Raw genomic sequence first — 26,182 nt, forward strand, 5'->3', positions numbered from 1 at the left:
CGAAGATTATAGAGGATCTGCCCTTTAATTACCATTCGCCAATGTTTTCCATAGACGTCCACGGCTCTTCCGGCGGCAAATTATCGCCTTTCTGTAAAAGCTCAATAGAGATATTGTCCGGTGAGCGAACAAAAGCCATGTGACCGTCTCGCGGCGGACGGTTGATAATGACACCATTATCCATCAGCTTTTTGCAAAGCTCGTAAATATTCTCGACTCGAAAGGCTAAATGACCAAAATTACGACCGCCTCGGTAGGTTTGTGGATCCCAGTTATAAGTAAGTTCCAGCATAGGAGCCTGATCTTTCTTTGCTCTTTCGATATCGTCCGGCGCGGCTAAAAAAACCAGGGTAAAACGGCCTTTTTCCACATCCTTGCGGCTGACTTCCTTTAAGCCGAGTAAATCACAGTAGAAATTTAAGGATTGCTCCAAATCATGTACACGCACCATCGTATGTAAATACTGCATAATTCATTCCTTTTATTGAAGCTGATTGGTCAGCTTTTTTCGTTCACGCCAGTCGGGAAGAAAGCTATCCATTAACGCGTAGAAGCGCGCGTTATGATAACGCTCAAAAAGGTGTGTTAACTCATGAACTACCACGTACTCAAGGCAGCTTACCGGCTTTTTAACTAATTCCAGGTTTAACCATATCTTTTTGCTGCGAATATTACAGCTGCCCCAGCGGGTTTTCATTGCTCTGATGCCAAAGCTACTGCTGTATGCCCCCATTCGCGGCTGCCAGATATCCAGCAACGCTTTAACTTCTTGGGTAATTTGCTCTCGATACCAACGATCCATTACCTGCTTACGCTGATCCGCATTGTAATGCGGCAAAGAAATCAGCCGTAAACGATCACCGAGCCGTTTAACCGAGGTCCCGCGTTTTTTTACCACAACGTCCAGGGGGTGATTTTCCCCCCAAAGCTTGTGTTCCTCTCCTGAAATAAACTGCAACTCTGGCAGAGCCGGCTGCAAAGCAATTCTTTTTCGTTGCTTTATCAGCCAGTCGTGACGTTCAAACAGCCAGCGTTCAATTTCATTTAACGAACACTGTCGGGGGGCAGACACCTCAACATCACCTGAGGGAGCACGCACCCTTAAGTACATATTTTTTATGCGCTTACTCTTTACCGTTACAGGAATACCGTTAATCAAAAGCTCCGCGCTGTATAGGCTTTTACTTTCTTTCGGCATCCTGCTGAGCCACTATCAGTTGTTTCAATTCGCGAATTTCCTGTTGCAGATCGGTAATCGACGGTTCTTTTTCCACACCGTTTTCATCCAAGCCTTCCTGAGCAAGTTCAATTTTCCGACTCTCTTTATCCATGACATTAATCACAATACCAATAACCATATTTAAGAACGCAAAAGCCGTCAGGAAAATAAAGGTCATGTAGTAAATCCAGCTCCAGCCATACACTTCCATGGTTTCGTACTGAATGTCAGTCCAGTCTTCAAAGGTCATCACCCTGAACAGCGTAAGCATTGAAGTGGCAATGTTATCCCATAAAAATGGATTGATATCGGCGAATAAATAACTGCCTACCGCAGCGTAAATATAGAAGATGATAAACATCAGAAGCACAACATAGCCCATCTGCGGAAGCGCTTTTAATAAAGAGTTTATTAAGGTTCTCAATTCCGGAATAATGGATATCATCCGCAGTACCCGGAAAATCCTCACTAAACGCGCCAGCAAAGCCAGTTCCGAGTCATTAATTGGAATAAGACTGACCAGCACGACCAGAGTATCAAACACATTCCAGCCGTCTTTGAAAAACGCTTTTTTATTGTCTTCAGCAATGAAACGGATGGTTATTTCAATTAAGAAAAACAAGGTAATAAAAAGGTCCAGACCGAAGGTCAGACTGTTAGCAAAGGCTGGTAATTCGTATGTTTTTGCGCCAATTTCTAATGCCGAAATAATGATGACGGCAACCACCAGCGCTTCAAATATTTTGTTACTTTTAAGGTGAAATAACTGCTTTTTTATTTTTTCGTACATAAAGTAACAACTCAGAAGAACAGTAAGTACAAGACAACCGCTAAGACTAGACGGTAGATAACGTAAGGCCACATACCGAACGCATTTAGCCACTTAAGGAAGAAGTGAATAGCCGTAATGGCGGTTAAAAAGGACACTATGCCGCCAACCAGAAAACCTAACCAATCTACCGCTATAGACTCTGAAGCTATGGTTAATAATTTGACCAAAGCCGCCGCAGTCGTAATTGGAATGGCCATAAAAAATGAAAACTTCGAGGCCGACTCCCTGTTAAGACCTAAAAATAACCCGGCGGTTATCGTTGCTCCAGATCGTGAGGTTCCCGGAATAAGTGCCAAAGCCTGAGCAAGACCGACAATAATCGCGTCTTTAAAACCAATATCCTGCAAAGTCCGGCTGCCCCGCGCAAAACGATCTGCGACCGCTAACAGCACGGCGAACACAACTGTAGTGGTGATGATAACACCCACAGCTCTTAGTGCGGTGTCTATGTAATCCAGTAACAGTATTCCGGCGATACAGGCGGGGATAGTTCCAACAACAACGGCCCAGCCCAACCGGCTTTGTCCAACATGCTGGCGTGCAGCAATAGAACGAAGTCCGTCAACAAAGAGTTCACTGACATCTTTGCGAAAATACAAAATTACGGCGAGCAAGGTACCTACATGAACGGCAAGATCAAAGCCTACGCCCTGATCGTGCCAGCCAGTAAGTATCGGCATTAAAATTAAGTGAGCAGAGCTGGAGATTGGAAGAAATTCGGTTATTCCCTGAATAATCCCCAGGATGATCGACTGTAAGAAATCCATTAAAAATGCTCGCTTTCATTCTGCTCAAATAGAAAGTGAGCATTATAGGCAGTTTCGTCCTCAGAACGAAAGTAACATTAAGCGATTAGGCTTCACATTTGCCTTCACCAAACTTCACTACCTGTGGCTGAGACATTTCGTAACCAGACGACTGTTCGGTGACTTCAAAGGAGGTTGCTTTTGCCCCCTACACTCATTCTCGAAGCAACAAAAAGAGCCGATATCCTTGTCAGAGTCTCTTCAGCTATAGTTTATGCGTTCAAAAAAACTGCTATTTACACATTGTTAACCCAATATTCTGTCATGCAAAGTGCGAATGACATTCTCACCTTCACTGTCTGCGACAAGGAAGCACAAATTATGTTCGCTGGCTCCCTGACATATTAACCTCACTGCATAATCATTAACACTGTTAAACGTTAGCTGGCTAATGTGTGCGTCGCGCCCAATACCGTTACCAATAATAGCAACCAGAGATAACCCTGTTTCCACTTCCACCCGGCAAAACTGCTCCAATTCTTCCAGGGCTGCGGCGGGTAGTAAAGCCTGTCCATTTGCAACGCTGCCGCCTTCATCCAGAGTTAACGCAATGCTCACTTCTGAAGTGGTAACCAAATCAACACTCACGTTATACCGAGCCAGTATTTCAAAAAGCCTCGCCAGGAAGCCGCTTGCGTGCAGCATATTCAAACTATGAATTGTCACTAAGGTCTGATCACGGCGCAGTGCAACCGCGCGAACATCAGGTCGGCTTGTCGGGCTGGCAGAAATATAAGTTCCGCCAGCAAGCGCGTCCTGACTGTTGCCAATAAAGACGCGAATGTCGTTCTTTATTGCCGGAGCCAGGCTTGAGGGGTGCAATATTTTAGCGCCAAAGGTTGCCAGCTCTGCCGCTTCAGAAAAGCTCATTTCCGCGATAGCACGTGCGCTGGCACAAACTCTTGGGTCGGTAGTATAAATGCCGGCAACATCGGTCCAAATTTGTAAATCAGTTGCATTAAAGCCTGCCGCTAAAAGTGCGGCGCTGTAATCACTCCCGCCGCGGCCCAGAGTCGTTGTCTGGTCATTTTCGTCAGAACCAATAAACCCCTGAGTTACCCACACGCCGTCGGATTCAAGTTTTTGTTTCTGCTCCAGACAGTGAGATTTGGTGGTAACTTCATCCGGTTGAGCGCGACCAAAATCACTGTTGGTTTTAAGTAGTTGCCGGGCATCGAGAGTACTGGAGCGCAGTCCCTGTTCAACAAGTAGTGAAGAAAATAGCAGACTGGAACAACGCTCACCAAAGCTCAGCAGTTCATCCCGCCATGAAGCTCGGCCTACCGTAGTTTTTTGGCAATGAAGAGCGAGTTTATGGTGCAGCTGCTCTAATGATTTTTTCACCTGATTGGCATTTTTGAGCTTTTTTTGAATAGCGTAATGAATCTGGTATATCTCATTTAATCGCTTTTCTACTTGCCTTCCCTGCAGGTCTGCTATCGCGACTAAACGATTAGTTACACCGGCACAGGCACTGACAACCACCAGACGGATAGATGAGTTACTTTGAATAATTTCAGCACAGCGGAGCATTGAAGCGTAATCAGCGACGCTTGTACCTCCGAACTTTGAAACGATAAAAGTCACAGTTTTCTCCCGAACAAAACAAAAAGTGTTCGGAGAACTTAGGCTTTGCAGAAAGATATTAGCGGCTGTATATAGCCACCAAAGCGGGATGCAAACACCAGAAGCTCTCCACCTTAAAGGTGACAGTTGCGGGTGTTCAAACCCTGCAACCGGCAACATTGCGCCAAAATGACAATATTACCTCGGCGTGACATCCCCTCTCTTTCGACTTAAATCTGGCTTTGGCGGCCTAAGTTCAAAAATCCCTGATGTACGCACCTCTTCTCGGTCTGAATTAGACCACGCCAAATAAAGCGCGGTCAATTCATTTGCAGTTTAAGACTGCTTTAATGTGTCCATATCGATAACGAAACGGTATTTCACATCGCCTTTTTTCATACGTACAAAAGCTTCGTTAATATTCTGGATATCAAGCATTTCGACATCACAGTGGATGTTGTGCTCCGCACAGAAATCCAGCATTTCCTGAGTTTCAGGAATACCGCCAATTAAAGAGCCTGCCAATACGCGGCGCTTCATTACCAGTGCTCCGGCTTGCAACGCTGGGTCAACCGGTTCCAGTAAACCGACCAGAATATGAGTGCCATCAACTTTAAGACAGTTAATATAAGGGTTTAAATCATGTTGCACCGGTACAGTATCCAACAAGAAATCAAACGTCTCAGCGGCCGCTTCCATTTGCTCATCGTCGGTTGAGATGATGACATTGTCTGCACCTTGTCGTTTTGCTTCAGCAACTTTACTTTCCGAACGAGTAAAAATAGTGACTTCGGCGCCCATAGCTTTGGCGAACTTGACGCCCATGTGACCCAGGCCACCCATACCAATAACACCCACTTTATGCCCTTCTTTCACACCAAAGTGACGCAGCGGAGAATAAGTTGTAATGCCAGCACACAATAATGGCGCTGCTTTTGCCGGGTCGAGTTTTTCCGGTACTCGCACCACGAAACGATCACTGACCACTATCTTTTCTGAATAGCCGCCGTAAGTCACACTTTTATCGTGCAAGTCTTCACCGTTGTAGGTTGGAACCATTCCGTTCAGGCAATACTGCTCCAGCCCCTGCTCACATGAAGAACACTCGCGACAAGAGTCGACCATACAACCCACTCCAACCGAGTCTCCTACTTTAAAGCCCTTCACATTATCGCCGACAGCCGTGACTTTTCCGATAATCTCGTGCCCCGGCACAACCGGGTAAATCGTTCCGCCCCAGTCGTTTTCTGCATAATGAATATCGGTATGGCATACGCCACAGTATGTGATATCAATAGCAACATCGTCACTACGCAATTCACGACGCTCTATTGGATGAGGGGCTAACTCAGAAGTTTCTGATTGCGCGGCATAGGCTTTCGTCATTTGTTGCTCCTTTAATTTGATTTATCACACTAATGTACTCATCAATTCATTTTTTAGATTGTAGTCCTTTTGAGTTATTGCAACCCAGTCAGGGACAACATACCATTCAAAAATGCTGTTCAATAATTGAAGACCTATGAAGTATCACTTTTCCTTACTGCTGGTTGCCCTGTTTCTGTCTCTGAAAGTGTCAGTGGCGACAGCTTTTGTTGATGAAAATAGTGCAGAAAATGAAAAACGTCCACTGAGCGACTATTTGATTCGACACTGGGAAACCCGCGACGGTTTGCCTCACAACTCTATTAACGAAATTATTCAAGATGATAAAGGCTATTTGTGGTTTGCAACCTGGCAGGGACCTACCCGTTTTAATGGTCGTCGCTTTGATATCTACGATAATTTACGCGAGACCGGGTTACCCGATATAGGTATGTACACCTTAGCTTATAGCCCTTGCGATGGCAGCGTATACGTTGCCGGTAACCGAGGCGGCATAGCCCGTTTTTATGATGGCCATTGGCAAACACTTCAGTCAGCACCGCCTTTTGTTAACGATTTAGCCATTGATAGCAACTGTAACCTCTGGGTCTCGACTGCAACACTGGGCATACTTGTTTATAAAAATAATGAGCGTATTGCCCAGTTCACCACCGAGCATGGTTTACATTCCACGTTCCTTTTTGACTCACTGGTCGATTCCAACGGAAGCCTCTGGGCAGCAACCAATAAAGGTCTCCAGGTTAAAAAAGCGGGTAAGTCGAAGTTTATCGATATAACAACGATTCCAGAGGACGTTATTATCACTTTATTCGAGCTAGACGATAACCATTTAATCGTCGGTACAGAGAAAGGCCTTTATAAACAGGTTAATGATACCGAGTTTGAAGCTTTTAAACCTGAAATTGACAGCAGAATAAGTACTATTTTCCAGACTGCCGACAACCAAATCTGGCTAGGAACCTACCAGGACGGCTTGATAAGAATAAACCAGTCGGGTATCGAAAAATTCAGCACTGAACAGGGTTTACCGAATAATCACGTGCTCGACATTATTCAGGACAAAGAAAGCAGCGTTTGGGTGGCAACACACGGGGGCCTTGTGCAACTCAGAGACTCCTTATTTGCCTCTTATACGACTAAAGATGGGCTCACAGGAGACTATGTAAGAGCTGTAGCTGAGAATAAGAACGGAGAAATTATTGTCGGTTCAAGTGTTGGGGTGTCTGTTATTAATAAACTTGATATCGCCCCGCTGGCCGCGGACACCCTATTAAGCGATTTGTCCGTGTTATCTCTGGCTTATGACGACGAACAAAACCTTTATATTGGCAGTTACACCGACGGTCTTTATATCTGGGACGGTGAAAAAGTTACCCAACATTTTACTAATGATGACTTGCTCCAATCAAATGAAGTGCGGCAAATTGCAATCGATGAGCAACTCGGAATTTTTCTAGCCACACCAAATGGCGTCACCCATTTGTATCAAAATACGCAAAGCACTTGGGTATCGCAGAATATTCCTTTAGAAGATGCACTGTCTAATGACTTTGTTATGGCGCTGCATTTGGACAAGTACGAAACACTTTGGATAAGTTCCGGTAGTGGGGTCGCGCAAATAGACATTATTGCCGGCGATGAAGGCTTTAATTATCAAATTACGCCCCTTGATTTAACTCACCTTAATAATGCACAGCTGGCCTTTCATATTACTGAGCGAGGCGATTATGTGTGGCTGGCAACCGACCGCGGACTGATTGTTCACAATATCAATAAGGATAGCTGGCAGATTTTTAACCGTGATACCGGGCTTCCCTTCGATAATTTTATGTCCGTTGCCTTTGACGGCGATGGAAACCTTTGGCTTGGCTCAAGCCGGGGGCCGATCATGGTGGAACATGACTCATTTACAGAGGTTTTAAATGGACAAGCAGACACGCTGGACTTTCAGCGTTATACCGAAGTTGATGGTCTTGAAAGTGCCCAAATTAATACCGGTGGCCCTTCAATTCTCGAGAGTTCCGATGGCCGCATCTGGCTGGCAACAAGTAAAGGCGTCTCTGTCGTTGACCCGAATACCATCACCAAAATTGGTAACCTCCCTCCGGAGGTCAATATTGAGTCGGTAAAAGCGGACAACAAAACCGTGATTTTTGGCGAAGAGTTGGGCGCAGATACTGACCGCATTGTATTTGAATTCGTTGCTCCCGGTTACCTTATGGCTGAGCACATTGATTATCAGGTACGCTTAGAAGGTTTTGATGAAGACTGGGTGGATAAAAACTCATTCAATTCGGTTGAATACACGACTTTGCCAGCAGAAGACTATGTTTTTCAGGTAAGAGCAAGATACCCAGGAGGCCAGTGGAGCCAACCCGACTATTTTTCATTCCGACAGTCAGCTCATTTTTGGATGCAACCCTGGTTCTGGATTATTGCCTCTTTGATCACTGCCCTGTTGATTTTAATTATCGTTCGCGCGCGTCTTAATCAATACAACAAAACTCGTTTACAACTTGAACAAATGGTCAAAGAGAAAACCGCCGATTTAGAGACCATGGCTCGACAAGATCCTCTGACTAACCTGGGTAACCGCCGGGCGTTTGATGAGCACCTGCAACATGAACTGAATCGTTGTCGTCGCGACGGAACCTATCTAAGTCTGGCCATTCTTGATGTCGATTATTTTAAAGAAGTTAATGACCGCTATTTGCATACTATCGGTGATAAAGTGCTTATTCGTCTGGCTGAAATTTTAAATGATGAAATAAGAGAGGTAGACTACGTTGCCCGCTGGGGGGGCGAAGAGTTTGCGGTCCTCATTACCAACTCTGAACTGGAAGTTGCCAGAGAAGCCAGTGAGAGAATGCGCGAGCGTATTGCCACAACCCGCTTTGACGATTTAGTTGAGGATATGAAGATTACCGTTAGTATTGGTGTAGCAAGCAGCTACCACTATGCTGACCATTCAAGTTTACTCGTTGCTGCAGATAAAGCTCTGTACCAGGCCAAGAGTGAAGGCCGCAACCGCGTGGAGTCAAAACCATGAGTGAGGTAGAGAAAATTCAGATTGAGGCGTTTTTAGATAACGACAGCGAAACTTTCAGCTATGTCGTTTACGATTCAGAAAGTAAAGACGCCATTGTTATTGATCCGGTACTCGACTTTGATTATGCCTCCGGGAAAACCTACACCGAAGGCGCTAACCGTATTATCGAGTTTGTTAAAGACAATAAGCTTAGTGTTGCATGGTTATTAGAAACTCACGCTCATGCAGATCACTTAAGCGCGGCACCTTATTTGAAAGAACATCTACGGGCACCTATTGCTATTGGTGAACACATTACAGAAGTGCAGAAAACGTTTAAGCAGGTTTATAACCTGGACAAAGAATTTCTCCCTAACGGAGAACATTTTGACAAACTTCTGCAAGATGGCGAGACCTTTCACCTAGGTTCAATGACAATTCGGGTGATACATACACCGGGACACACACCCGCAGATATTGCGTACGTAATTAATGAAAACAAAGTGTTTGTCGGCGACACACTTTTTAACCCCGATGTAGGCACAGCCAGATGTGATTTTCCGGGCGGCAGCGCGAGTACCCTGTACCGTTCTATTCAAAAATTGTTTGAACTGGAAGACACCACCGAAGTGTATATTTGCCACGACTACCCGCCGGAAGGACGTCAACATCAATGCAAAACAACGATAGCGGACCAAAAACAAAATAACATTCACGTTGGCGGCAAAGCCACAGAAGCGCAGTTTGTGAAATGGCGTGAAGAACGCGACGCGACACTGAATATGCCCCGACTCATTATTCCATCAATTCAGGTAAACATTCGCGCCGGACAGCTCCCGCCTGCAGAAGATAACGGTACTGTCTACCTGAAGGTTCCACTGAATCGCTTATAATTAATAGCAACTCTAAGCTAGAGTAAATGATCAACCGGTAACCTGGCGGTTAACCAAACCGCCAGGCGTCGCCAAATACCGGCTCCCGGCTCTTTGTAGAGTCGTAACGCCGGTATTTTACTTTTATCCAGCCAGTACAGTTTATAAAAACGATTAATTCGGGCCTCATAGGTTCGTAACGGCAATTCGTGCTCAAACATCGCGTTAATTCTCTGCGCCATCTCCGCTGACTCAATTAAAAGCCCAGACTCTGTGTTAATTTGCGCTGAACGCGAGTCAAAATTAAATGACCCAACAAAAACTTTCTCACTGTCCACTGTCACGGTTTTAGCATGCAGGCTCGACGCCGAACGCCTGAAATAAGGGCGCATATCTTTGCGTAAGGGTTTTTCCTCGGTGCGTTTTAGCTCAAACAGCTTTACGCCGGACAACAACAGACGACGTCGATGTCGCTGGTAGCCCGCATGTACCGCCGGAACGTCAGTTACTGCCAGTGAATTAGTCAACACTCGGATTTTTATTCCCTGCTCCGACAAATTCTCCAGCTCTTTAACCCCCGTAGGCGTTGGTACAAAGTAAGGAGAAACCATAACAATAGATCGCTTTGCCAAACCCAGAGTTTGCGTCAGCTGCTGCGTCACCAGACGGCTCGGTTTGCTATCAGGCTGAGCTTTTAAAGGGTCGTCGCTGACAACCGTCCCGGTAGCCCTATACCAGGTTTCAGTGTCACTTTGGGGAGTGCCCGTAAGGTGTTCATCAGAAAGCACAAACTGGTGTAAATCTCTAAGCTCCGGTTGCTTTTGATAACCCATCCAAATATCGTCAAACAATCGGGGTTTATCCGACGACCTTATGGCGTTAACCGCAACCGATAAAGAACAGTTCCAGTATTGCTGCCAGTCCTCAAGTAACGTCTTAACGATTTTGCCTTTTGCTATCACATCAAGATCGGAGAACAATTGCCCGGCATGTGTACCAAAATACTCGTTACCAACATTTCGCCCACCGACAATACCTACTTCAGCATCTACCAGCATCGATTTATTATGCATTCGCCGGTTCATGCGCTTAAAGTCGGTTAACCAGTTTAGCCAGCGCCAGCGTCTGTGCTTAAAAGGATTAAAAAGCTTAATATTGAAATTAGCGCGGGAGGATAAATCTCGCAATAAAGGTTCTAACGGTTTGCTGTGCAAATCATCCAGCAGGAGGTCAACCCGCACACCACGCTCAACGGCATCCAGTAACTCCTTCAGCAGGGTAAGCCCACTGCTGTCAGGGCGCCACAAATAGTACTGTAACGCAATGTGCTGCCGGGCCTGGCGTATTAACCTCACTCGTTCAATCAGCGCCCGGTGAGCATCTTCCAGCAATTTAAACTGATTGTCCGGGCACCCGGGCAGTAAAGGTGTCATCGCAGTCTGCTCATTGCCCTTTCAAGTCCATCAAGAGTCAATGGGTACATTCTTTCACCCACTAAATCGTGAATCATTCTAACCGACATATAATAACGCCAATGCTCCTCTGGCTGCGGGTTAAGCCAGGCGACTTTTTCAAAATGACCAGTCAACCGGTTCATCCAGGCTTCGCCGGGCTCTTCATTCCAGTGTTCGACACTGCCACCCGGGTAAGCTATTTCATACGGCCCCATAGTAGCATCGCCGACAAATAGCAGCTTATAGTCCTCGCCATAAGTCTGAATTAACTGCTCAGTCGGAATTTGCTCCTCACGCCGGCGCGAATTTTCCCGCCACACGCCTTCATACACGCAGTTATGAAAGTAAAACAACTCCAGATGCTTGAACTCGTTTTTTAGTGCGGTGAACAACTGCTCGCACTGATACACATAGTCATCCATTGAGCCGCCAACGTCTAGCAGCAGAATGATTTTAACGGCATTATGGCGCTCAGACTGCCACTTCAAGTCAAGTAAACCGCCTTTTTTTGAGGTAGCTTCGATGGTGCCGTTTAAATCGAGCTCTGTCGCGGCGCCGGTGCGGGCAAACTGACGCAGCTTCCTAAGCGCCACCTGAAAACCACGCTGCTCAAGCCGGGCATTATCGTCCAGGTCGCGGAACTCCCGCTTGTCCCATACTTTAGCTGCGCTGTGGTTTCGGTTGCCACCCTGTCCAATGCGGATACCACCGGGGTGATAACCGTAAGCACCAAAAGGCGAGGTTCCGCCCGTACCTATCCACTTAGAACCGCCCTGATGGCGTTTTTGTTGTTCTTTTAAACGTTCCTGAAAGGTTTTCATGAGCTCATCCAGACTACCCAACTGCTGAACTTTACTCTTTTCTTCATCGCTCAGCTTGCGTTTCAAGGCATTCTCTAACCAGTCCTTCGGAATTTTCTCAGTCACATCAACTTTGGCAACTTTATCCACATATTCGCTGAAGGCACGGTCGAACTTGTCATACTGGGACTCATCTTTTACCAGAATAAGTCGCGATAAATAATAAAATTGCTCTACATCAGCGAAAGCTAAGTTGGCTTTCATGGCACTGAGTAAATCCAGCCATTCGGTAATACTGGTCTTTAGTCCGTGCCGTCGCAGGGTTTGAAAAAAATCTATAAACATAATGCGAATTAGCGCCGTTGAATGCGAGCGTATTCAGCTAAGCGCTCCACATCTTGTTCGTGTTTAAGTAACGCACCTGATAAAGGCAGTAGGCCGCCTTGTTTACGGCTTTTACGCAATTCATTAGCATCAATATCTTCAACCAATAATAAGCGCAACCAATCCAGTAACTCCGATGTCGACGGCTTTTTCTTCAGCCCGGGCACATCTCTCAATTCAAAGAACAGCGCTAACGCGGTATCCAGTAAATCACGGTGTAAATCCGGGAAATGGACATCGACAATGGCTTTTAATGTGTCACTGTCAGGAAACTGAATGTAGTGGAAAAAGCAGCGGCGTAAAAACGCATCGGGCAAAGCTTTTTCATTGTTCGAGGTAATAAGCACAATAGGGCGTTGCTCGGCTTTAATTTGCTCACCGGTTTCATAAACGTGAAACGCCATTTGGTCCAATTCGTGCAACAAGTCATTCGGAAACTCAACATCCGCTTTATCAATTTCATCAATGAGCAGAACCGGACGTTTTTCCGCGGTAAACGCCTGCCACAATTTACCGGGGCGAATGTAGTTACTAATATCGTGTACTTTTTCACTGCCCAGCTGACTATCACGCAAACGAGAGACAGCATCGTATTCGTACAGGCCCTGCTGTGCTTTTGTAGTCGATTTAATTGACCATTGCAGCAACTCGGTATCTAAAGCATTTGCCAGTTCCTCGGCAAGACGAGTTTTACCCGTGCCCGGCTCACCTTTCAGTAATAAAGGCTTCTCTAGTGTTACGGCGGCATTGACGGCTGTCGCCAGTTCTTGCGACACGACATACTGAGAGCTACTGCTAAATTCCATTCTATATCCTTTACATTAAGCTTAAAATTGGACCTATGGTACAACAGACACTCTGGCGGTGCTAATCGGTGGGCTTTCTGGATAACATCAGTTCAAAGCGCTCCAGCACTCTCGCTATATCGGCTTTAACAAAGGGTTTTGTCACGTAATCGTCCATACCAGAACGCAATGCCTGGGTTCGTGTTTCGGGATAGGCATCCGCAGTAAGCGCAATCACGTAAGGCTGATGAATGTGCATATTCCGCAACGTTCTGGTCGCTTCCATACCATCCATATGCGGCATATGAAGATCCATAAACAGCACGTCGTAGTCTCTGGCCTGCATCATCTTTAACGCGTTATGGGCATCGCTTACCAAATCAACATACTGGTCAAGTGACAGCAACATTTCTTTTATTATCAATTGGTTGATTTTATTATCATCAACGACCAGAACCTGTTTTTTCGATAACTTAGGCACATCATTCGGCTCCGGTTGGTTTAAGCTTTCAGGCTGAACGCTCATTGGTATGCAAAGCGTGAAACAGGACCCCTGTTCAGGTTCGCTATCCACCTGAATCGTACCGTTTAATAACTGCACCAGGTTACGCACTATAGCAAGCCCCAGCCCGCTGCCGCCTTCCGTACGGTTTAATCCATCCTGCTCTTGCTCAAAAAGCTGCCAAATACGCTGAGTATCATAAATACCTACTCCGGTATCCTTTACTTTTACGATAAGGTCGCCTTCGTTTTGCTTTTCGCTATCAGCTTCCCAGCTTGCTTTAATCGCTATGGAGCCTCGTTCGGTAAACTTTAAAGCATTGCTGACTAAATTACTGACCACCTGAGCAATACGAGCCCGATCCATTAATGTTCGCTTCGGAATATCGGCATCAATATCAATAATAAATACCAGGCCTTTCTCTTTTACCGGCTGTTCAAACAGCTGAATGACATGACTTAACACCTTTGCCGGCGAGTGAACACCCCTTTTGACTTTTAGCTGCCCCTCTTCGGCCTGGGTTAAATCAAGCACATCATTTAACGTCGTCAGCAGATAATCGCCGCTATTTTTTATTGTGCCCAGCAATTGCTGTTGATGTGGGTTAAGCTCAGTTGACTCCAGCACAGACGCGATACCCAGTATACCGTGTAACGGAGTTCTGATTTCGTGTGACATATTCGCCAGAAACACATTTTTTGCATGAGCGGCTTTTAACGCATCTAACTCGGCTTTCTTCTGTTCCGACACATCGGTAACGGTTCCGGTATAACGAATGGCTCTGCCCTCGCTGTCCCGCTCTATGATTTTTCCGCGGTCCAGCACATAAACCCAATGACCATCACGATGCCTTATACGATGAAGACTCTCGTAAAAAGGCGTTACTCCGTCCAGGTGATTTTTAATGGCCTGCCATACGTCGTCGTAATCTTCAGGGTGTAATCGGCTCGACCAGCTTTCTACATTCGCCTCCAGCTCGCAGACGTCCCAGCCAAACATACTGGCCCAGCGTTGGTTAAAAATGGTAACGCCGGTTTGTGGGTTCCACTCCCAGGTGCCTAAACGGGTCGCGTCCAAAATAAGACGTAACCGATTACGTTCCATTTCTAGCGCAATTTGCAGCTGCTTCCGCTCAGTAATATCAATTAAATAACCGTAAAGATGATTCTCTCCATCTTCGTAGCGTAATAATACCGTGGTATCGGATACCCATACGTCGTGTCCGTTAGCATGCTTTACGCGATAATCCTGATGAGTCAATGAAGAGCCGGACTTCTTGATAAGAAGTGAATTGACTTCCTCCATGACTCGGGGCAAGTCGTCCTGATGAATAAGATCCCGGTACTGAAGTTCATGGCTTTCTAAACGCGTTTTCTTATACCCTAAAAGGTCTTCTATGTTGTCTGAAACAAAACGCACCGGCCATCCCGGAGCATCTTCCCAGATAAACAGACTTAAATGACTTCCCACATTCAGCAGAGCTGCGAGGTTTTCATTGGAAATACGTGTCGGCATTTATTCGGACTCACTTTAAAGGCTTTCTTGCAACCAGTTTGCCGCAGTAGCAACTTGGTGTACACTGGCAAAAACAATAACATAAAAACAACGAAACTCGGATGACCCAGGCAAACGTCAATGAATGGCAAACAGCTCTGCTGACACAAGTTGATCAACTCATAGAGTTGGCGCAAACCCGTTTGCCTGGTCGACAAAAGCCAACCATCCGGGGCCCTGAATACTGGCAACGTTTTGCAAAGCATCATTACGTTCGAGCCGCAGACTTACTTAAAGCAGAACAAGGATTTGAAGCCGCCAAGCACTTTCGGCGTGCAGCGTTATTTGGTCACAGCAAGGCTATGTTGTACTTAGGGCAAATGTTTTTACAAGGTAAGGATTTACCAGAGAGTATTTTCCACGCGTGTTGCTGGCTAACCTTAGCGGATCGGGCCGGTGAAAACGAAGCCGCTAAAATTATTGATGGTTTTCTGCACAAGCTGACGGCAAGACAATTAAACAGCGCCCGCCAGCTTGCCGCCGAGCGCTTTGAACAAATTTGCGACGCCAGTTTTGACGTGCATGGTTTGTAGGCTAAGGTAACCACAACTTTGTTTTTTCTCGTATTTTCCCGGTAGCAACCCAATCCTGAAGTTGATCCGCCATACGTTTTCCCGCGTCCACCGCTTTTTCCCAGTAATCAATACGAGTTGAAGCGTCCAGCTTGGCAAAGTCAGTGCGGTCGGGAATTTTCCCGTAAGGCAGTGATTGAATAAAATCTTCCGACGGCGTAATAAACACGACACCCGGCCATGTCTTACCGGTGGTTCTGCGCCAACTCAATCGTTTATCGAACCAACCCGGAATGGCTTCTTTATGAAAGTGAGGGTAAAGCACCAAACCATTCACGTCAGAGAAGTCCAGGTCAAAGTGATAATCGGTAACACCACCATCACGATAAATACCTTTAGGTGCTCCGGGAATATCGGCCACACCGTCCAGTACCAAAGGAATTGAACCGGTCGCCAGCAACGCTTTCTGAAAGTTATTTTGGGTCAGTTCAACATGGTGTGTCGGTAAGTCGTTCCAGCTTTTTGCAAAGCTTAAGTCTGATTGTGGATGATGAAAGATAACACGCTCATAAAACCGGCCTAACCAGCGGCGGTTCAAGCTGTTGGCGAAAGCTGAACTTAGTAATCCCAGCATCTGCTTTTTTGTTTCGGCTGCTGTCCAGCCCCGGCAACGTGCCACAATAAAATGATGGCGAACCGCTGACTGTCCCAGTATTTCTGTTACCGCCTGATCAGGAACGTACTTGGCCAGCAAGTCTTTGGCTTCGCTGGTAATTTCATTTCTGTCGGGCTTTGCACTGTAAGTCTGGGTTCTGTACAAACGACAAAATAAATCGCTGGCAGCAACTGGATCTTGTTGCCCCAATGCCGCGAAACGCCAGGCCCCGGCAGAAGTTCCCAGAGTATTCAGCGGCGCTTTCTTATCTTTAAAGAATTCCCCGAACATCCATTTATCAAATCCCTGAAGCACAAACCACTTCGGTCCGCCGGAGGCACCTAACAGCAAACTGATGTCGTCGGCTCTCAGCCCCTGCTCCTGAATATGCTGATAAGCCGACGAGCCTGCTTTTATATTAATCCAATCCGTCATACAACTTCCCTGTTTTACAGTTGTCGTTTTCTTTCTGCGAGAAAACCTAAGAAGAATAATATTCCAATGGTACTGACCGCCAGCAGATGCAAAGGAATAAGACTTAACCAGCCGGCTAAAACAGGCGTAAACCAGACGGTCAGCCAACCGTAACCAAAAGCACAAACCACAATAAAGACCAAAGTCCTGAACACAAAGTGCCAGTGCGCTACCTGCCTTTTCACCATGCGGTTTACTTCAGCGCCATAAATAACCAATAAAGTGGCAATGATCGCCATAGCTAATTCGTAAAAATGAAGGCGAATCATCATGCCCAAATTATTTAACACATTCTGCACGCTAGTCCCCCTCTTAAAAGCATCGCTCGAGTATACGAATTTTCTGTCGCTTTCGCATCCCAAGTTTGCGCTTTGCTGTGTTATCCTAAGCCGATAAAGAGGCTTATTTACAGGACATTTCATGAAAATCATTTCATTCAATATCAATGGCATACGAGCGCGACTGCATCAGTTACAGGCATTAATTGATAAACATCAGCCCGATGTTATCGGCCTGCAGGAAACCAAAGTACACGACGACCAGTTTCCGTTAAAAGACGTGGAAGCCATGGGTTATCACGTTATTTACCACGGCCAGAAAGGTCATTACGGCGTGGCCATGCTCAGTAAAAAACCACTGGAGAATCCGCAGTTTGGCTTCCCTACTGACGATGATGAAGCGCAGCGCCGCATGATAATGGGTGATTATCCGCTGGCAGAGGGTGGACATGTACGTATTTTAAATGGCTACTTCCCGCAGGGCGAAAGCCGTGACCACCCTACGAAATTTCCGGCTAAAGAAAAGTTTTATCAGGACTTAATGAGCTATCTGGATAACGACCTTTCGCCTGATCAGCCGGTAATTGTTATGGGGGATGTGAATATATCCCGTATCGATTTGGATATTGGTATAGGCGAGAATAACGCCAAGCGCTGGCTTAAAACCGGAAAATGCAGCTTCCTTCCGGAAGAACGGGAATGGATACAAAGATTAATGAACTGGGGTTTTACTGATACTTATCGTCAGCTGAACCCGGATGTGGATAACCAGTTCAGCTGGTTTGATTACCGCTCACGAGGCTTTGATGACAACCGCGGTTTACGCATCGATCTTATCCTTGCCACTAAAGCTCTTGCCGAGCAATGCAAAGACAGCGGTATAGACTATGAGCTAAGAGGCATAGAAAAACCTTCGGATCATGCGCCCGTCTGGTCTACCTTTAAAGACTGATAGTTATTTTGCCGTCGGCTGGCCTTAATGCTCTTCCGGCGGCAATGTTTCCAGTGCTTTACGCAAGATAATCGCCAAATCCATATATTCAGGGCCTTTCTCACCCTGTGGCTGACACTCAACGCCCTGCTTTCTCAGTTTATCTCTCAGCTCTTTATACCAACTCCGTAACATTGGCTTTAATGGTTGTCTGGAGCGCCAGCCTAGCCAATACAATCCCTGCAAGGGTAAGCTCAACATAATGAGTGACAGCATCAGCCCCGGAGCCAATTGCTCCTGCGGCATAAACTGCCAGGTCAGAACAGCATTGAGTACCGCTATTCCCGGAGTCCAGCTAATAGCTTTGCGAGTTATGGGGATAATTCGCGATTCTGCCATAGCGGCAACAACTGAATGATGAGGCCATTTATCGGCATACCTCTTTCCATCTCTTAAAACCGCTAAAAATGAACGACTCATGGTGACCTCTTAAACAAACCTGCTGTAATTATAATCGATTACTGAGCTATTGTACGATATTCGCACTTTTAATATTATCTTTATTTTTCATTAAGTTACACTGTTACAACCGTGTAGTTCACAAAGATATCCACAGTTAATGTGGATACAGTTGCACGGAAGCTTTAGCTTTGCCACTATACTACCTGAATTAGTCAGTCGCATGGTGTCAGCAGTGACAACAAGTCAGCTTCCTTCTCTTTATGCGCCGGTAACCGGTCGCATCATAGCAGCACAACCTTCAGCCGCAGTATGCCAACATGGCCTGCTTGGCAAAGGTATTGTCATTGAGGTGACCGGCAGCACACTATACGCCCCCGCCGATGGCTCATTGACCCACATCAGCAGTAGTGGCGATTACTTGTCGTTACGCTTAAACGACACCTATTCCTTACAATTAGTCATAGGTTCCGGCGATGCGTTCGGACATCATGCAGCTTTAACTGTGCTTTGTCGCGAACAGGCAGAGGTTAAGTATGGCGATCCTCTGGTTAAGATTAACCAGTCGCTACTGCGCAGCTTAAAGCCGTCACAACAACGCCTTGCTGTCTTGCTTTGTTCATTAAACTCCGGGCACGGTAGCGAATCACCGCAATGGCTAAACGCTGGATTTATTACTGCGAAAGACAGTCCGCTTATTACTTATTAACATCGACAGGAGCTCTACCTATGTTGCGCGTTTATGGCATTAAAAACTGCGACACCGTTAAAAAATCACTTAAATGGTTAGATAAAAACGAAGTCGATTACGAATTTATTGATGTTCGCCAGCAGCCACTGCAAAAAGAAACCGTCAGCGGCTGGTTACAAAAACTGCCGGCAGAATCTTTACTGAACAAGCGCAGCACCAGCTGGCGCAACCTGTCAGATGAGCAAAAATCTTTTGACGACGCTAATGCCATAGCGGAATTAGTTGCCGAACAACCAACGCTGTTTAAACGTCCATTAGTTGAGTCCGGCCAGGCTGTTCATTGTGGTTTTAATGAGAAACTCTGGAGCGAACGCTACTTATGAGTTCAGAGACATTACAGCTTGCCCGTGAGCTCATTTCCCGCCCGTCGATTACACCAGAAGACGAAGGCTGTCAGCAACTTATCGGTGAGCGGCTTGCGGCTCAGGGCTTCAACCTTGAGTCTATGATATTTGAAGACACCACTAATTTGTGGGCAAGGCGTGGGCAAGGCCGTAAACTGTTTTGCTTCGCTGGCCATACCGACGTTGTTCCGCCCGGCGACATCAATGACTGGCAGTTTCCACCGTTTGAACCGACGACACACGAAGGGTATTTATACGGACGCGGAGCCGCTGATATGAAAGGCAGCCTGGCGGCGATGGTAACCGCGACGGAACGGTTTATTAAAGACTATCCGAATGTCGATGCCGACATAAGCTTCCTCATAACCAGTGACGAGGAGGGCCCCTTTATTAATGGCACCAAGCGTGTCATTGAAACACTGCAGGAACGTAACGAAAACATAGATTGGTGTATTGTCGGAGAGCCGTCTAGTACGGACACCCTGGGTGATATCGTTAAGAACGGTTGCAGAGGCAGCTTAACCGGAGATTTGACTGTTTTAGGTATACAGGGTCACGTTGCTTATCCACATTTGGCGAAAAATCCGGTTCATGATCTTGCCCCGGCACTCAGCGAGCTGATTAATGAAGAATGGGACAAAGGTAACGCCAGTTTCCCGCCAACCACGTTTCAGGTCTCTAATATTCAGGCGGGAACCGGTGCAGGCAATGTTATCCCCGGGCGTATTGATACCCAGTTTAACTTCCGCTTTTCGACCGAGCTCACAGCCGAGAAAATTAAGCAACGAGTAGAGGCCATTCTCGATAAGCACTCGTTAAAATACAACCTGCAGTGGAAGCTTAACGGACCACCCTTTTTAACGGAGTCAGGCGCGTTAGTTGAAGCCGTGCAGGCGGCAATTGAACACGAATGTGGGTTTTCAACCACACTTTCTACTGCAGGCGGCACATCTGATGGACGCTTTATCGCCCCGACCGGAGCTCAGGTCATTGAGCTGGGACCCGTAAATGCTACCATTCACAAAGTGAACGAATGCGTTAAAGTCAATGATTTAGATAAACTCAGTGACGTTTATTACCGTTGTCTGGAGAAGCTTTTATGTTAAGCAGCACAGAACTGACAGGTGCCTGCGAAACACACTTAACCGCAGTCGATGGGCATAAACTGTATCCCGATGCAGCAGAAGCTTATCTCGCCATGCAAAAAGCAGCGGCTGCTGACGGTATTGAGTTAGCCATAGCCAGTGGCTTCCGCTCACTGGACCGGCAACTGTCTATCTGGAATAGAAAATGGCGGGGTAAGCTTCCCCTTCGCTCCAAAGAGGGCGAGCTACTGGATGCATCAAACTTAGACGACGTAGAGAAAATGCACGCCATTTTGCATTGGTCTGCATTACCGGGCAGTAGCCGTCACCACTGGGGAAGTGATTTTGATATTTACGACCCCCGCCCTTTTCAGGGCAGAGAACTGAAACTGCAATTAGTTCCCGGCGAGTACATTGACCAATCCGGCCCTTGTCACGAACTTTGGCAATGGCTAACCCGGCATGCCCACGAAAGTGGCTTTTTCTTTCCTTATGCACGCTATCAGGGCGGTGTAGCACAGGAGCCCTGGCACTTAAGCTACCGCGCACTCTCACAGAAGTGCCGTAAGCAATTAAGCCTCGAATTGTTAGCAGAAACCATAGGCTCGTTAGCCATAGAGGGGAAACCCATTATCCTGGATAACCTGACACAAATAAAGAATCAGTACATTGATACAATAACGGAGGACGACGGATGGACGGCTATTTAGTGTGGTTAATAATATTACTGGTAGTAGGCGTGGTTGTAAGTAACCTCATGGTGCTGAAGTATACCGCTAAGTTTAAATGGCCTGATACGAAATCATCCAAAACTGAAGATGACTCCGACCAGGACACTACAAACAAAAATAAAGATTAGCCCAGCGTTACGCCAAGGCGCTTAGCCACTTCACGGTAGGCTTCAACAACACCGCCCAAGCCCTGGCGAAAACGGTCTTTATCGAGCTTTTCGCGAGTTTCTGCGTCCCAAAGGCGGCAACCATCCGGAGTAAACTCATCGCCAAGCATAATTCGGCCGTCAAACACGCCAAACTCAAGCTTGTAATCCACCAACAACAGACCCGCATCAGCAAACAGAGCTTTTAAAACGTCGTTCACTTTAAAGGTTAGGTCTTTCATTTTCTCAATTTGCTCTGCTGTTGCCCAGCCAAAGGCCTGGATATGATATTCGTTGACCATAGGGTCGTGCAGCGCGTCGTTCTTTAAGAAAAATTCGAATGTCGGTGGGTTTAGCTCTTTGCCTTCTTCAACACCTAAACGGCGCACCAGAGAACCTGCTGCCACGTTACGGACAACGCATTCTACCGGTATCATATCTAATTTTTTAACCAAAGACTCGGTATCGCTCAAGCGCTCATCTAACTGCGTCGGTATACCCGCTTCTTCCAGCTTCGACATAATAAAATGATTAAACTTATTGTTCACCATGCCTTTGTCGTCAAGCTGTTCGACCTTTTCGCCGTCGAACGCTGAAGTATCATTACGAAACTCCAGCACCAGGCGGTTAGGATCGTCGGTATGGTAGACCGTCTTTGCTTTTCCCCGATACAGTTCACTGCGTTTTTCCATGAATCTTTCCACTCGCGCTTAAGTTAAAGTTGGCTTTGCTGTTTAACAGCGTTTTTAAAGGCTTCAAATACTTGATTAACCCATTCGTCAGAGACAATTTCGTCACCCTGGTAAACAGTAACCGAGGTATTCTCACCATCTTCCAGTAAACGGAATTCGTACTCGCCTGCAGCAATGCCCAGGTCTTCGTAGTCATCACCACCAATGAACAGGAAGCCACTGCCGGGTTCGCTGTACTCAACAAAATAGGTTCCTGTCTCGCGGTTTAAATCTTCAACCTCAAAACCAATATTCTGAAGAGCTAAATTAACTAATGGCCATGCTTGCTCAAAACTGTCTTCAACAATGAAAACCGAATTCCCTTCTGCAGCTTTTGACAAGCTGGTTTCGATACCGGCCGCTTTTTCACGAGCTACAGCCAGTTGTTGTTTCCGGTTAACTTCCGAAATAATCGCGTTGAGTAAGTCAGCTTCCAAATTACGAACCACCAAAGGCGCAACTTCTTGCTGCTCACCACCAACAACCTGAGTGAAGTCGTTAATATCGACTCGCAGTGCGGTGCTGCGTTGATGCGATTCGGTTTCCTGAGTCAATTCATAACGGAAAGTTCTTTCCAGATCACTGTCACTCTCTCCGCCAATGCCGAAAAATCCGCTGTCGCCCTCAATGGTTTGCTGTACCGTCATTTGTTCAGTAAGCCAACGATTATCACCGGCTTCTTCCCATTTAACGTCGCGTCTTTCGAGTACATCAAATGCCGCCTGACGAACAAATTCGGTTACTGAATCGCCCATACCGTCGACAATGTCAAAGTACACCCGGGTTTCGGTTTCAGTTTCTAACACCCGACTACCCAGTCCAATAGGACGAACCTGTTGCGGAGCCATAATATTGACTTTATAACCGACTGGAGCCGGTGCTATGTTCGTATCCGGAATTTGATATTGCGTTCCTTTTTCCGGCTTCTCCAGACCATCCGGAATATTCAGTGTGGCAGTAGGTTGAATGTTCACATATTCAAACCCGCCGCTGGCACGTTCTTTTTCTACCGACGAACAACCTGTTACAACTACGGCAGCTACGCCCATCCACGCAAGGCGAGACAATTTCATTACGACTCCTGAATATTCAGTAGGTTTGCTTTCTGTAACACTGACTCAATCAATTGTTGATTACTCTCTCCCGGAGGTGTCAATGGCAGACGATAATTTGCGCTGACCCAGCCCATTAATGCAAGCGACCATTTTACCGGAATGGGGTTGGATTCAACGAATAACATATTATGCAAAGGTGCCAGCTCAGCATCGAGCTGATTCGCGTTTTCTTTGTCATCAGCGAGTGCCGCAGTTACCAGTTCTTTCATTTTGGCAGGAACAATATTAGCAGTAACACTGATAACACCATGACCACCCGCGAACATAAATTCGCGTGCGGTAGGATCGTCACCGCTTAATAAGATAAAATCATCGCCACAGCGTTTTTTAAGTTCCTGTACCCGACTCACGTCACCGGTCGCTTCTTTTATACCAATAACGTTATCAATTTTTGCCAACTGTTCGACCATATCCGGTGTCATATCAAGGCTAGTCCGCCCCGGAACATTATATAAAATTTGAGGTTTATCCGTGGCATCGGCGCAGGCCTTATAATGTGCAACCAGGCCAGTTAAAGAAGGTTTATTGTAGTATGGCGTAACATTTAAGAAGCCACTGACACCCGCCTGGGTCATTTTTTCTGTAAGTTGCACGGCTTCGCTGGTCGAATTTGAACCGTTTCCAGCAATAATATCAATGCGCCCGGCACTCAGTTCGACCATGGCGTTAACGACATCAATGTGTTCTTCATGCGTTAAGGTTGTTGACTCCCCTGTCGTGCCAACCGCTACAATAGCGTCGGTACCCGCTTCGCAATGTTTATTAACCAGAAACTCGAGTTCACTGTAATCAACATTGCCATATTTTGTAAAAGGGGTAACTAAAGCGACAATACTGCCCTTAAGCATACATTCTCCAAGTCCTAAATTGGGGCTCCAATGGTAATGCCAGCCCTGACGAAACACAAGTGATAGGAACCTAACTTGCCAAGAAGGTTCCATAAACTTTTGCCGGTATGGTATTTTCCAAGACGGCATCTGTCCGCTATGATGTTCGCACTGTTAACTAAGTTCCAGGAGAATGCAATGCAGACACTGCAACAGGGCGATAAAGCGCCTGACTTTACTTTACCGGATGCGAACGAGAACTCAGTAACCTTATCGGAGTTGTTAAAAAAGAACAGGGTACTGGTTTACTTTTACCCAAAAGCAATGACACCGGGTTGCACAGTGCAGGCACAAAACTTACGGGACAGCCGCAAGCAGCTTGAGGAATTTAACGTTGTCTCTGTTGGTATAAGCCCGGATGCGCCTAAGCGCTTAGCAAAATTTACTGACAGAGATGAGCTGAACTTCACCTTGTTAAGCGACGAAGACCATAAAGTGGCTGAAGATTTTGGCGTATGGGGCCTGAAAAAGTTTATGGGTAAAGAATACGACGGTATTCACCGTATTAGCTTTTTAGTAGAGCAGGACGGAAGCATTTCAAAAGTATTTAATAAATTTAAGACCAAAGAGCACCACGACGTGGTGCTGGAACACCTTAAGCAAGCTTAAGTTCCAATCAGCAAACACCGCGCTAAAGCGGTGTTTGCTCTTCTGCTTTTTCCCCGGTTCCACTGTCCCAAGCTGTCAATACCGCTTTGACCAGACTGGCCAGCGGAATAGCAAAAAATACGCCCCAGAACCCCCATATGCCGCCAAAAATTAATACCGCAGCAATAATGTAGACTGGGTTTAAACTTATTGCCTCTGAAAACAGTAGCGGTACCAGTAAGTTACCATCCAAAGCCTGAATGATCAGATAAGCCACGGTGACCCAAACAAATGCCGCCGTTGGTCCAAACTGAAATAAAGCCACTAACACCACCGGAATGGTTGCGACCGCAGCGCCAACATATGGAATTAAAACCGATAAACCAACCATAATGGAAAGCAGCGCCGAGTAGCGCAGTCCAAATAAGCTAAAGGTGACAAAAGTAACTATCGCCACCACCACCACTTCAATCGCTTTGCCGCGAATGTAGTTCATAATTTGCAGGTTCATCTCTTGCCCTACCTGCGAAATTAACTGACGATTTGAGGGCAATAGGCGGCTGAAATGAGCAATCAATATATCGCGGTCTTTTAGCATAAAAAAGATTAAAAGCGGCACGATGATAAGGTAAACCAGCATGGCCATGACGTCCACGATAGAGGTTAATGAAACCGTTAACAGGCTTTCCCCTAAACTCACTGCTCGTCTTTTTACTTCCTGTGTAAATTCAGTAATTTGACTGTCATCGACAATAGTCGGGAACATTTCCGGCAATTTATGCAACCAAATTTGCAAATTCGTGACCATCTCCGGCATTTCCTGGATCAAAGTGGTACTTTGCTGCCATATAACCGGTACCAGAGTCAGCAAAGTAACCATCATTAATGCCAGAAATAACGAGAAGGTAATAATCGTGGCAGTTAAACGAGATAAGCCAAGCCCCATCAGTCGCATTACCGGCCAATCCAGCAAATACGCCAGAGAAATAGCAATTAACAACGGTGCAATTAGGCTACCGAAAAACACAATGACCAATACCACAACAACCAGCAACAGAAACAACGTTACTGCATTAGGGTCAGAAAATTTCCGTTGATACCACTGTTGAATGTATTCCCACATAACCACTATCTCTTAACCTTTGTTGAGATGATAATATCAGTCCTTGCAATCTTTCCATAACCCCATAGAGTAAAAAGGAACTAAAGATAAGAATTTTGTTCTTAAGAACAGATTAAATCCATTTCATTTGGCCTATGAGTAGTTGATGTCCACCAAAATAATACACACTTTCACCGCTTGTTTA

At 46.1% G+C, this 26,182-nt stretch carries 27 protein-coding genes and 1 riboswitch; of the genes, 10 read left to right on the forward strand and 17 right to left on the reverse strand.

Annotated elements, in window-relative coordinates:
* Positions 1 to 28: 28 nt before the first annotated feature.
* The 6 genes from U0358_RS07635 to U0358_RS07660 form a co-directional block, all read right to left on the reverse strand.
* Positions 29 to 469, reverse strand: a complete 441-nt coding sequence (locus U0358_RS07635; RefSeq protein ID WP_317497058.1) for a VOC family protein — start codon at positions 467 to 469, stop codon at positions 29 to 31.
* 12 nt (positions 470 to 481) lie between these two features.
* Complete coding sequence (locus U0358_RS07640) at positions 482 to 1,198, reverse strand: M48 family metallopeptidase (RefSeq protein WP_322405847.1); 717 nt, start codon at positions 1,196 to 1,198, stop codon at positions 482 to 484.
* Positions 1,182 to 2,009, reverse strand: coding sequence for an ion transporter (locus U0358_RS07645; protein ID WP_317497060.1), 828 nt, complete (start codon positions 2,007 to 2,009; stop codon positions 1,182 to 1,184). Before U0358_RS07645 ends, U0358_RS07640 begins: the two co-directional genes overlap by 17 nt.
* An 11-nt stretch (positions 2,010 to 2,020) precedes the next feature.
* Complete coding sequence (locus tag U0358_RS07650) at positions 2,021 to 2,818, reverse strand: undecaprenyl-diphosphate phosphatase (protein WP_322405849.1); 798 nt, start codon at positions 2,816 to 2,818, stop codon at positions 2,021 to 2,023.
* Between the two features lie 285 nt (positions 2,819 to 3,103).
* On the reverse strand, positions 3,104 to 4,444 hold the full coding sequence (gene lysC, locus U0358_RS07655) for a lysine-sensitive aspartokinase 3 (protein WP_317497062.1): 1,341 nt from the start codon (positions 4,442 to 4,444) through the stop codon (positions 3,104 to 3,106).
* A gap of 93 nt (positions 4,445 to 4,537) precedes the next feature.
* Positions 4,538 to 4,715: riboswitch (Lysine riboswitch) on the reverse strand.
* A 44-nt stretch (positions 4,716 to 4,759) separates the two neighbouring features.
* Positions 4,760 to 5,809: an NAD(P)-dependent alcohol dehydrogenase gene (locus U0358_RS07660; protein ID WP_011234686.1), complete on the reverse strand. Its 1,050-nt coding sequence runs from the start codon at positions 5,807 to 5,809 to the stop codon at positions 4,760 to 4,762.
* Positions 5,810 to 5,945: 136 nt separating this feature from the next.
* On the opposite strand from U0358_RS07660, the gene U0358_RS07665 reads away from it, so the two are divergent.
* A complete protein-coding gene (locus tag U0358_RS07665; protein WP_322405853.1) occupies positions 5,946 to 8,858 on the forward strand; it encodes a ligand-binding sensor domain-containing protein in 2,913 nt (970 codons plus the stop codon).
* Positions 8,855 to 9,730 carry an MBL fold metallo-hydrolase gene (locus tag U0358_RS07670; RefSeq protein WP_322405855.1) on the forward strand — a complete coding sequence of 292 codons (876 nt, stop codon included), beginning with the start codon at positions 8,855 to 8,857 and terminating at the stop codon, positions 9,728 to 9,730. The genes U0358_RS07665 and U0358_RS07670 overlap by 4 nt, the downstream gene beginning before the upstream one ends.
* 17 nt (positions 9,731 to 9,747) lie before the next feature.
* Here U0358_RS07670 and U0358_RS07675 read toward each other — a convergent pair whose 3' ends face one another.
* The 4 genes from U0358_RS07675 to U0358_RS07690 all read right to left on the reverse strand — a co-directional run bounded on the left by U0358_RS07675 (position 9,748) and on the right by U0358_RS07690 (position 15,149).
* On the reverse strand, positions 9,748 to 11,142 hold the full coding sequence (locus U0358_RS07675; RefSeq protein ID WP_322405857.1) for a phospholipase D family protein: 1,395 nt from the start codon (positions 11,140 to 11,142) through the stop codon (positions 9,748 to 9,750).
* Positions 11,139 to 12,308, reverse strand: coding sequence for a vWA domain-containing protein (locus U0358_RS07680; RefSeq protein ID WP_322405858.1), 1,170 nt, complete (start codon positions 12,306 to 12,308; stop codon positions 11,139 to 11,141). The genes U0358_RS07675 and U0358_RS07680 overlap by 4 nt, the downstream gene beginning before the upstream one ends.
* 8 nt (positions 12,309 to 12,316) lie before the next feature.
* Positions 12,317 to 13,153 carry an AAA family ATPase gene (locus tag U0358_RS07685; RefSeq protein ID WP_317497068.1) on the reverse strand — a complete coding sequence of 279 codons (837 nt, stop codon included), beginning with the start codon at positions 13,151 to 13,153 and terminating at the stop codon, positions 12,317 to 12,319.
* Positions 13,154 to 13,214: 61 nt separating this feature from the next.
* Positions 13,215 to 15,149: a PAS domain-containing hybrid sensor histidine kinase/response regulator gene (locus U0358_RS07690; RefSeq protein ID WP_322405860.1), complete on the reverse strand. Its 1,935-nt coding sequence runs from the start codon at positions 15,147 to 15,149 to the stop codon at positions 13,215 to 13,217.
* Positions 15,150 to 15,250: 101 nt separating this feature from the next.
* Here U0358_RS07690 and U0358_RS07695 point away from each other — a divergent pair, with 101 nt between their 5' ends.
* Positions 15,251 to 15,721, forward strand: a complete 471-nt coding sequence (locus U0358_RS07695) for an SEL1-like repeat protein (protein WP_317497070.1) — start codon at positions 15,251 to 15,253, stop codon at positions 15,719 to 15,721.
* Between the two features lies 1 nt (position 15,722).
* Here the strand turns inward: U0358_RS07695 and U0358_RS07700 are convergent, their stop codons facing one another.
* Both U0358_RS07700 and U0358_RS07705 read right to left on the reverse strand, forming a co-directional pair.
* Entirely contained in the window at positions 15,723 to 16,790 is a 1,068-nt protein-coding gene (locus tag U0358_RS07700; protein ID WP_322405862.1) for an alpha/beta hydrolase, read from the reverse strand.
* Between the two features lie 14 nt (positions 16,791 to 16,804).
* The gene (locus U0358_RS07705) at positions 16,805 to 17,128 is read right to left on the reverse strand and encodes a DUF3392 domain-containing protein (protein ID WP_322405863.1); all 324 of its coding nucleotides are present in this window, start codon (positions 17,126 to 17,128) and stop codon (positions 16,805 to 16,807) included.
* A 121-nt stretch (positions 17,129 to 17,249) separates the two neighbouring features.
* On the opposite strand from U0358_RS07705, the gene xthA reads away from it, so the two are divergent.
* On the forward strand, positions 17,250 to 18,059 hold the full coding sequence (gene xthA, locus U0358_RS07710) for an exodeoxyribonuclease III (RefSeq protein WP_322405865.1): 810 nt from the start codon (positions 17,250 to 17,252) through the stop codon (positions 18,057 to 18,059).
* A gap of 24 nt (positions 18,060 to 18,083) precedes the next feature.
* Here the strand turns inward: xthA and yfbV are convergent, their stop codons facing one another.
* Positions 18,084 to 18,518 carry a terminus macrodomain insulation protein YfbV gene (gene yfbV, locus U0358_RS07715; protein ID WP_322405866.1) on the reverse strand — a complete coding sequence of 145 codons (435 nt, stop codon included), beginning with the start codon at positions 18,516 to 18,518 and terminating at the stop codon, positions 18,084 to 18,086.
* A 139-nt stretch (positions 18,519 to 18,657) separates the two neighbouring features.
* Here yfbV and U0358_RS07720 point away from each other — a divergent pair, with 139 nt between their 5' ends.
* From U0358_RS07720 to U0358_RS07740, 5 genes are read left to right on the forward strand one after another with little or no spacing between them, the layout of a single operon-like run.
* Positions 18,658 to 19,206, forward strand: a complete 549-nt coding sequence (locus tag U0358_RS07720) for a PTS glucose transporter subunit IIA (protein WP_322405868.1) — start codon at positions 18,658 to 18,660, stop codon at positions 19,204 to 19,206.
* A gap of 20 nt (positions 19,207 to 19,226) precedes the next feature.
* Positions 19,227 to 19,571 (forward strand): arsenate reductase, encoded by a 345-nt coding sequence (locus U0358_RS07725; RefSeq protein ID WP_317497075.1) that lies wholly within the window; start codon positions 19,227 to 19,229, stop codon positions 19,569 to 19,571.
* Positions 19,568 to 20,698, forward strand: a complete 1,131-nt coding sequence (dapE, locus tag U0358_RS07730) for a succinyl-diaminopimelate desuccinylase (protein ID WP_322405870.1) — start codon at positions 19,568 to 19,570, stop codon at positions 20,696 to 20,698. The genes U0358_RS07725 and dapE overlap by 4 nt, the downstream gene beginning before the upstream one ends.
* The gene (locus U0358_RS07735; RefSeq protein WP_322405871.1) at positions 20,692 to 21,387 is read left to right on the forward strand and encodes a M15 family metallopeptidase; all 696 of its coding nucleotides are present in this window, start codon (positions 20,692 to 20,694) and stop codon (positions 21,385 to 21,387) included. The genes dapE and U0358_RS07735 overlap by 7 nt, the downstream gene beginning before the upstream one ends.
* Positions 21,372 to 21,536 carry a DUF2897 family protein gene (locus U0358_RS07740; RefSeq protein ID WP_322405874.1) on the forward strand — a complete coding sequence of 55 codons (165 nt, stop codon included), beginning with the start codon at positions 21,372 to 21,374 and terminating at the stop codon, positions 21,534 to 21,536. Before U0358_RS07735 ends, U0358_RS07740 begins: the two co-directional genes overlap by 16 nt.
* On the opposite strand, the gene purC is transcribed toward U0358_RS07740, so the two are convergent.
* Genes purC through dapA form a run of 3 tightly spaced genes read right to left on the reverse strand, consistent with a single transcriptional unit; the run spans position 21,533 to position 24,248 of the window.
* On the reverse strand, positions 21,533 to 22,246 hold the full coding sequence (purC, locus tag U0358_RS07745; protein ID WP_317497079.1) for a phosphoribosylaminoimidazolesuccinocarboxamide synthase: 714 nt from the start codon (positions 22,244 to 22,246) through the stop codon (positions 21,533 to 21,535). The genes U0358_RS07740 and purC overlap by 4 nt on opposite strands.
* A 23-nt stretch (positions 22,247 to 22,269) precedes the next feature.
* Positions 22,270 to 23,358 (reverse strand): NlpB/DapX family lipoprotein, encoded by a 1,089-nt coding sequence (bamC, locus tag U0358_RS07750; RefSeq protein WP_322405877.1) that lies wholly within the window; start codon positions 23,356 to 23,358, stop codon positions 22,270 to 22,272.
* Positions 23,358 to 24,248, reverse strand: a complete 891-nt coding sequence (gene dapA / locus U0358_RS07755; RefSeq protein ID WP_322405878.1) for a 4-hydroxy-tetrahydrodipicolinate synthase — start codon at positions 24,246 to 24,248, stop codon at positions 23,358 to 23,360. The genes bamC and dapA overlap by 1 nt, the downstream gene beginning before the upstream one ends.
* A gap of 177 nt (positions 24,249 to 24,425) precedes the next feature.
* Here dapA and bcp point away from each other — a divergent pair, with 177 nt between their 5' ends.
* Positions 24,426 to 24,896, forward strand: coding sequence for a thioredoxin-dependent thiol peroxidase (bcp, locus tag U0358_RS07760; protein WP_317497082.1), 471 nt, complete (start codon positions 24,426 to 24,428; stop codon positions 24,894 to 24,896).
* Between the two features lie 22 nt (positions 24,897 to 24,918).
* Here the strand turns inward: bcp and U0358_RS07765 are convergent, their stop codons facing one another.
* The gene (locus U0358_RS07765) at positions 24,919 to 25,998 is read right to left on the reverse strand and encodes an AI-2E family transporter (RefSeq protein ID WP_322405880.1); all 1,080 of its coding nucleotides are present in this window, start codon (positions 25,996 to 25,998) and stop codon (positions 24,919 to 24,921) included.
* Positions 25,999 to 26,182 lie beyond the last annotated feature (184 nt).

It is taken from the genome of Idiomarina sp. PL1-037 (genome assembly GCF_034422975.1).
Taxonomy (GTDB): Bacteria; Pseudomonadota; Gammaproteobacteria; order Enterobacterales; family Alteromonadaceae; genus Idiomarina.

Coding starts and splice junctions, on each gene's coding strand:
- U0358_RS07635 (WP_317497058.1), bottom strand. CDS start 469: ATGCAGTATTTACATACGATGGTGCGTGTACATGATTTGGAGCAATCC.
- U0358_RS07640 (WP_322405847.1), bottom strand. CDS start 1,198: ATGCCGAAAGAAAGTAAAAGCCTATACAGCGCGGAGCTTTTGATTAAC.
- U0358_RS07645 (WP_317497060.1), bottom strand. CDS start 2,009: ATGTACGAAAAAATAAAAAAGCAGTTATTTCACCTTAAAAGTAACAAA.
- U0358_RS07650 (WP_322405849.1), bottom strand. CDS start 2,818: ATGGATTTCTTACAGTCGATCATCCTGGGGATTATTCAGGGAATAACC.
- U0358_RS07660 (WP_011234686.1), bottom strand. CDS start 5,809: ATGACGAAAGCCTATGCCGCGCAATCAGAAACTTCTGAGTTAGCCCCT.
- U0358_RS07665 (WP_322405853.1), top strand. CDS start 5,946: ATGAAGTATCACTTTTCCTTACTGCTGGTTGCCCTGTTTCTGTCTCTG.
- U0358_RS07670 (WP_322405855.1), top strand. CDS start 8,855: ATGAGTGAGGTAGAGAAAATTCAGATTGAGGCGTTTTTAGATAACGAC.
- U0358_RS07675 (WP_322405857.1), bottom strand. CDS start 11,142: ATGACACCTTTACTGCCCGGGTGCCCGGACAATCAGTTTAAATTGCTG.
- U0358_RS07680 (WP_322405858.1), bottom strand. CDS start 12,308: ATGTTTATAGATTTTTTTCAAACCCTGCGACGGCACGGACTAAAGACC.
- U0358_RS07685 (WP_317497068.1), bottom strand. CDS start 13,153: ATGGAATTTAGCAGTAGCTCTCAGTATGTCGTGTCGCAAGAACTGGCG.
- U0358_RS07690 (WP_322405860.1), bottom strand. CDS start 15,149: ATGCCGACACGTATTTCCAATGAAAACCTCGCAGCTCTGCTGAATGTG.
- U0358_RS07695 (WP_317497070.1), top strand. CDS start 15,251: ATGACCCAGGCAAACGTCAATGAATGGCAAACAGCTCTGCTGACACAA.
- U0358_RS07700 (WP_322405862.1), bottom strand. CDS start 16,790: ATGACGGATTGGATTAATATAAAAGCAGGCTCGTCGGCTTATCAGCAT.
- xthA (WP_322405865.1), top strand. CDS start 17,250: ATGAAAATCATTTCATTCAATATCAATGGCATACGAGCGCGACTGCAT.
- yfbV (WP_322405866.1), bottom strand. CDS start 18,518: ATGAGTCGTTCATTTTTAGCGGTTTTAAGAGATGGAAAGAGGTATGCC.
- U0358_RS07720 (WP_322405868.1), top strand. CDS start 18,658: ATGTGGATACAGTTGCACGGAAGCTTTAGCTTTGCCACTATACTACCT.
- U0358_RS07725 (WP_317497075.1), top strand. CDS start 19,227: ATGTTGCGCGTTTATGGCATTAAAAACTGCGACACCGTTAAAAAATCA.
- dapE (WP_322405870.1), top strand. CDS start 19,568: ATGAGTTCAGAGACATTACAGCTTGCCCGTGAGCTCATTTCCCGCCCG.
- U0358_RS07735 (WP_322405871.1), top strand. CDS start 20,692: ATGTTAAGCAGCACAGAACTGACAGGTGCCTGCGAAACACACTTAACC.
- U0358_RS07740 (WP_322405874.1), top strand. CDS start 21,372: ATGGACGGCTATTTAGTGTGGTTAATAATATTACTGGTAGTAGGCGTG.
- purC (WP_317497079.1), bottom strand. CDS start 22,246: ATGGAAAAACGCAGTGAACTGTATCGGGGAAAAGCAAAGACGGTCTAC.
- bamC (WP_322405877.1), bottom strand. CDS start 23,358: ATGAAATTGTCTCGCCTTGCGTGGATGGGCGTAGCTGCCGTAGTTGTA.
- dapA (WP_322405878.1), bottom strand. CDS start 24,248: ATGCTTAAGGGCAGTATTGTCGCTTTAGTTACCCCTTTTACAAAATAT.
- bcp (WP_317497082.1), top strand. CDS start 24,426: ATGCAGACACTGCAACAGGGCGATAAAGCGCCTGACTTTACTTTACCG.
- U0358_RS07765 (WP_322405880.1), bottom strand. CDS start 25,998: ATGTGGGAATACATTCAACAGTGGTATCAACGGAAATTTTCTGACCCT.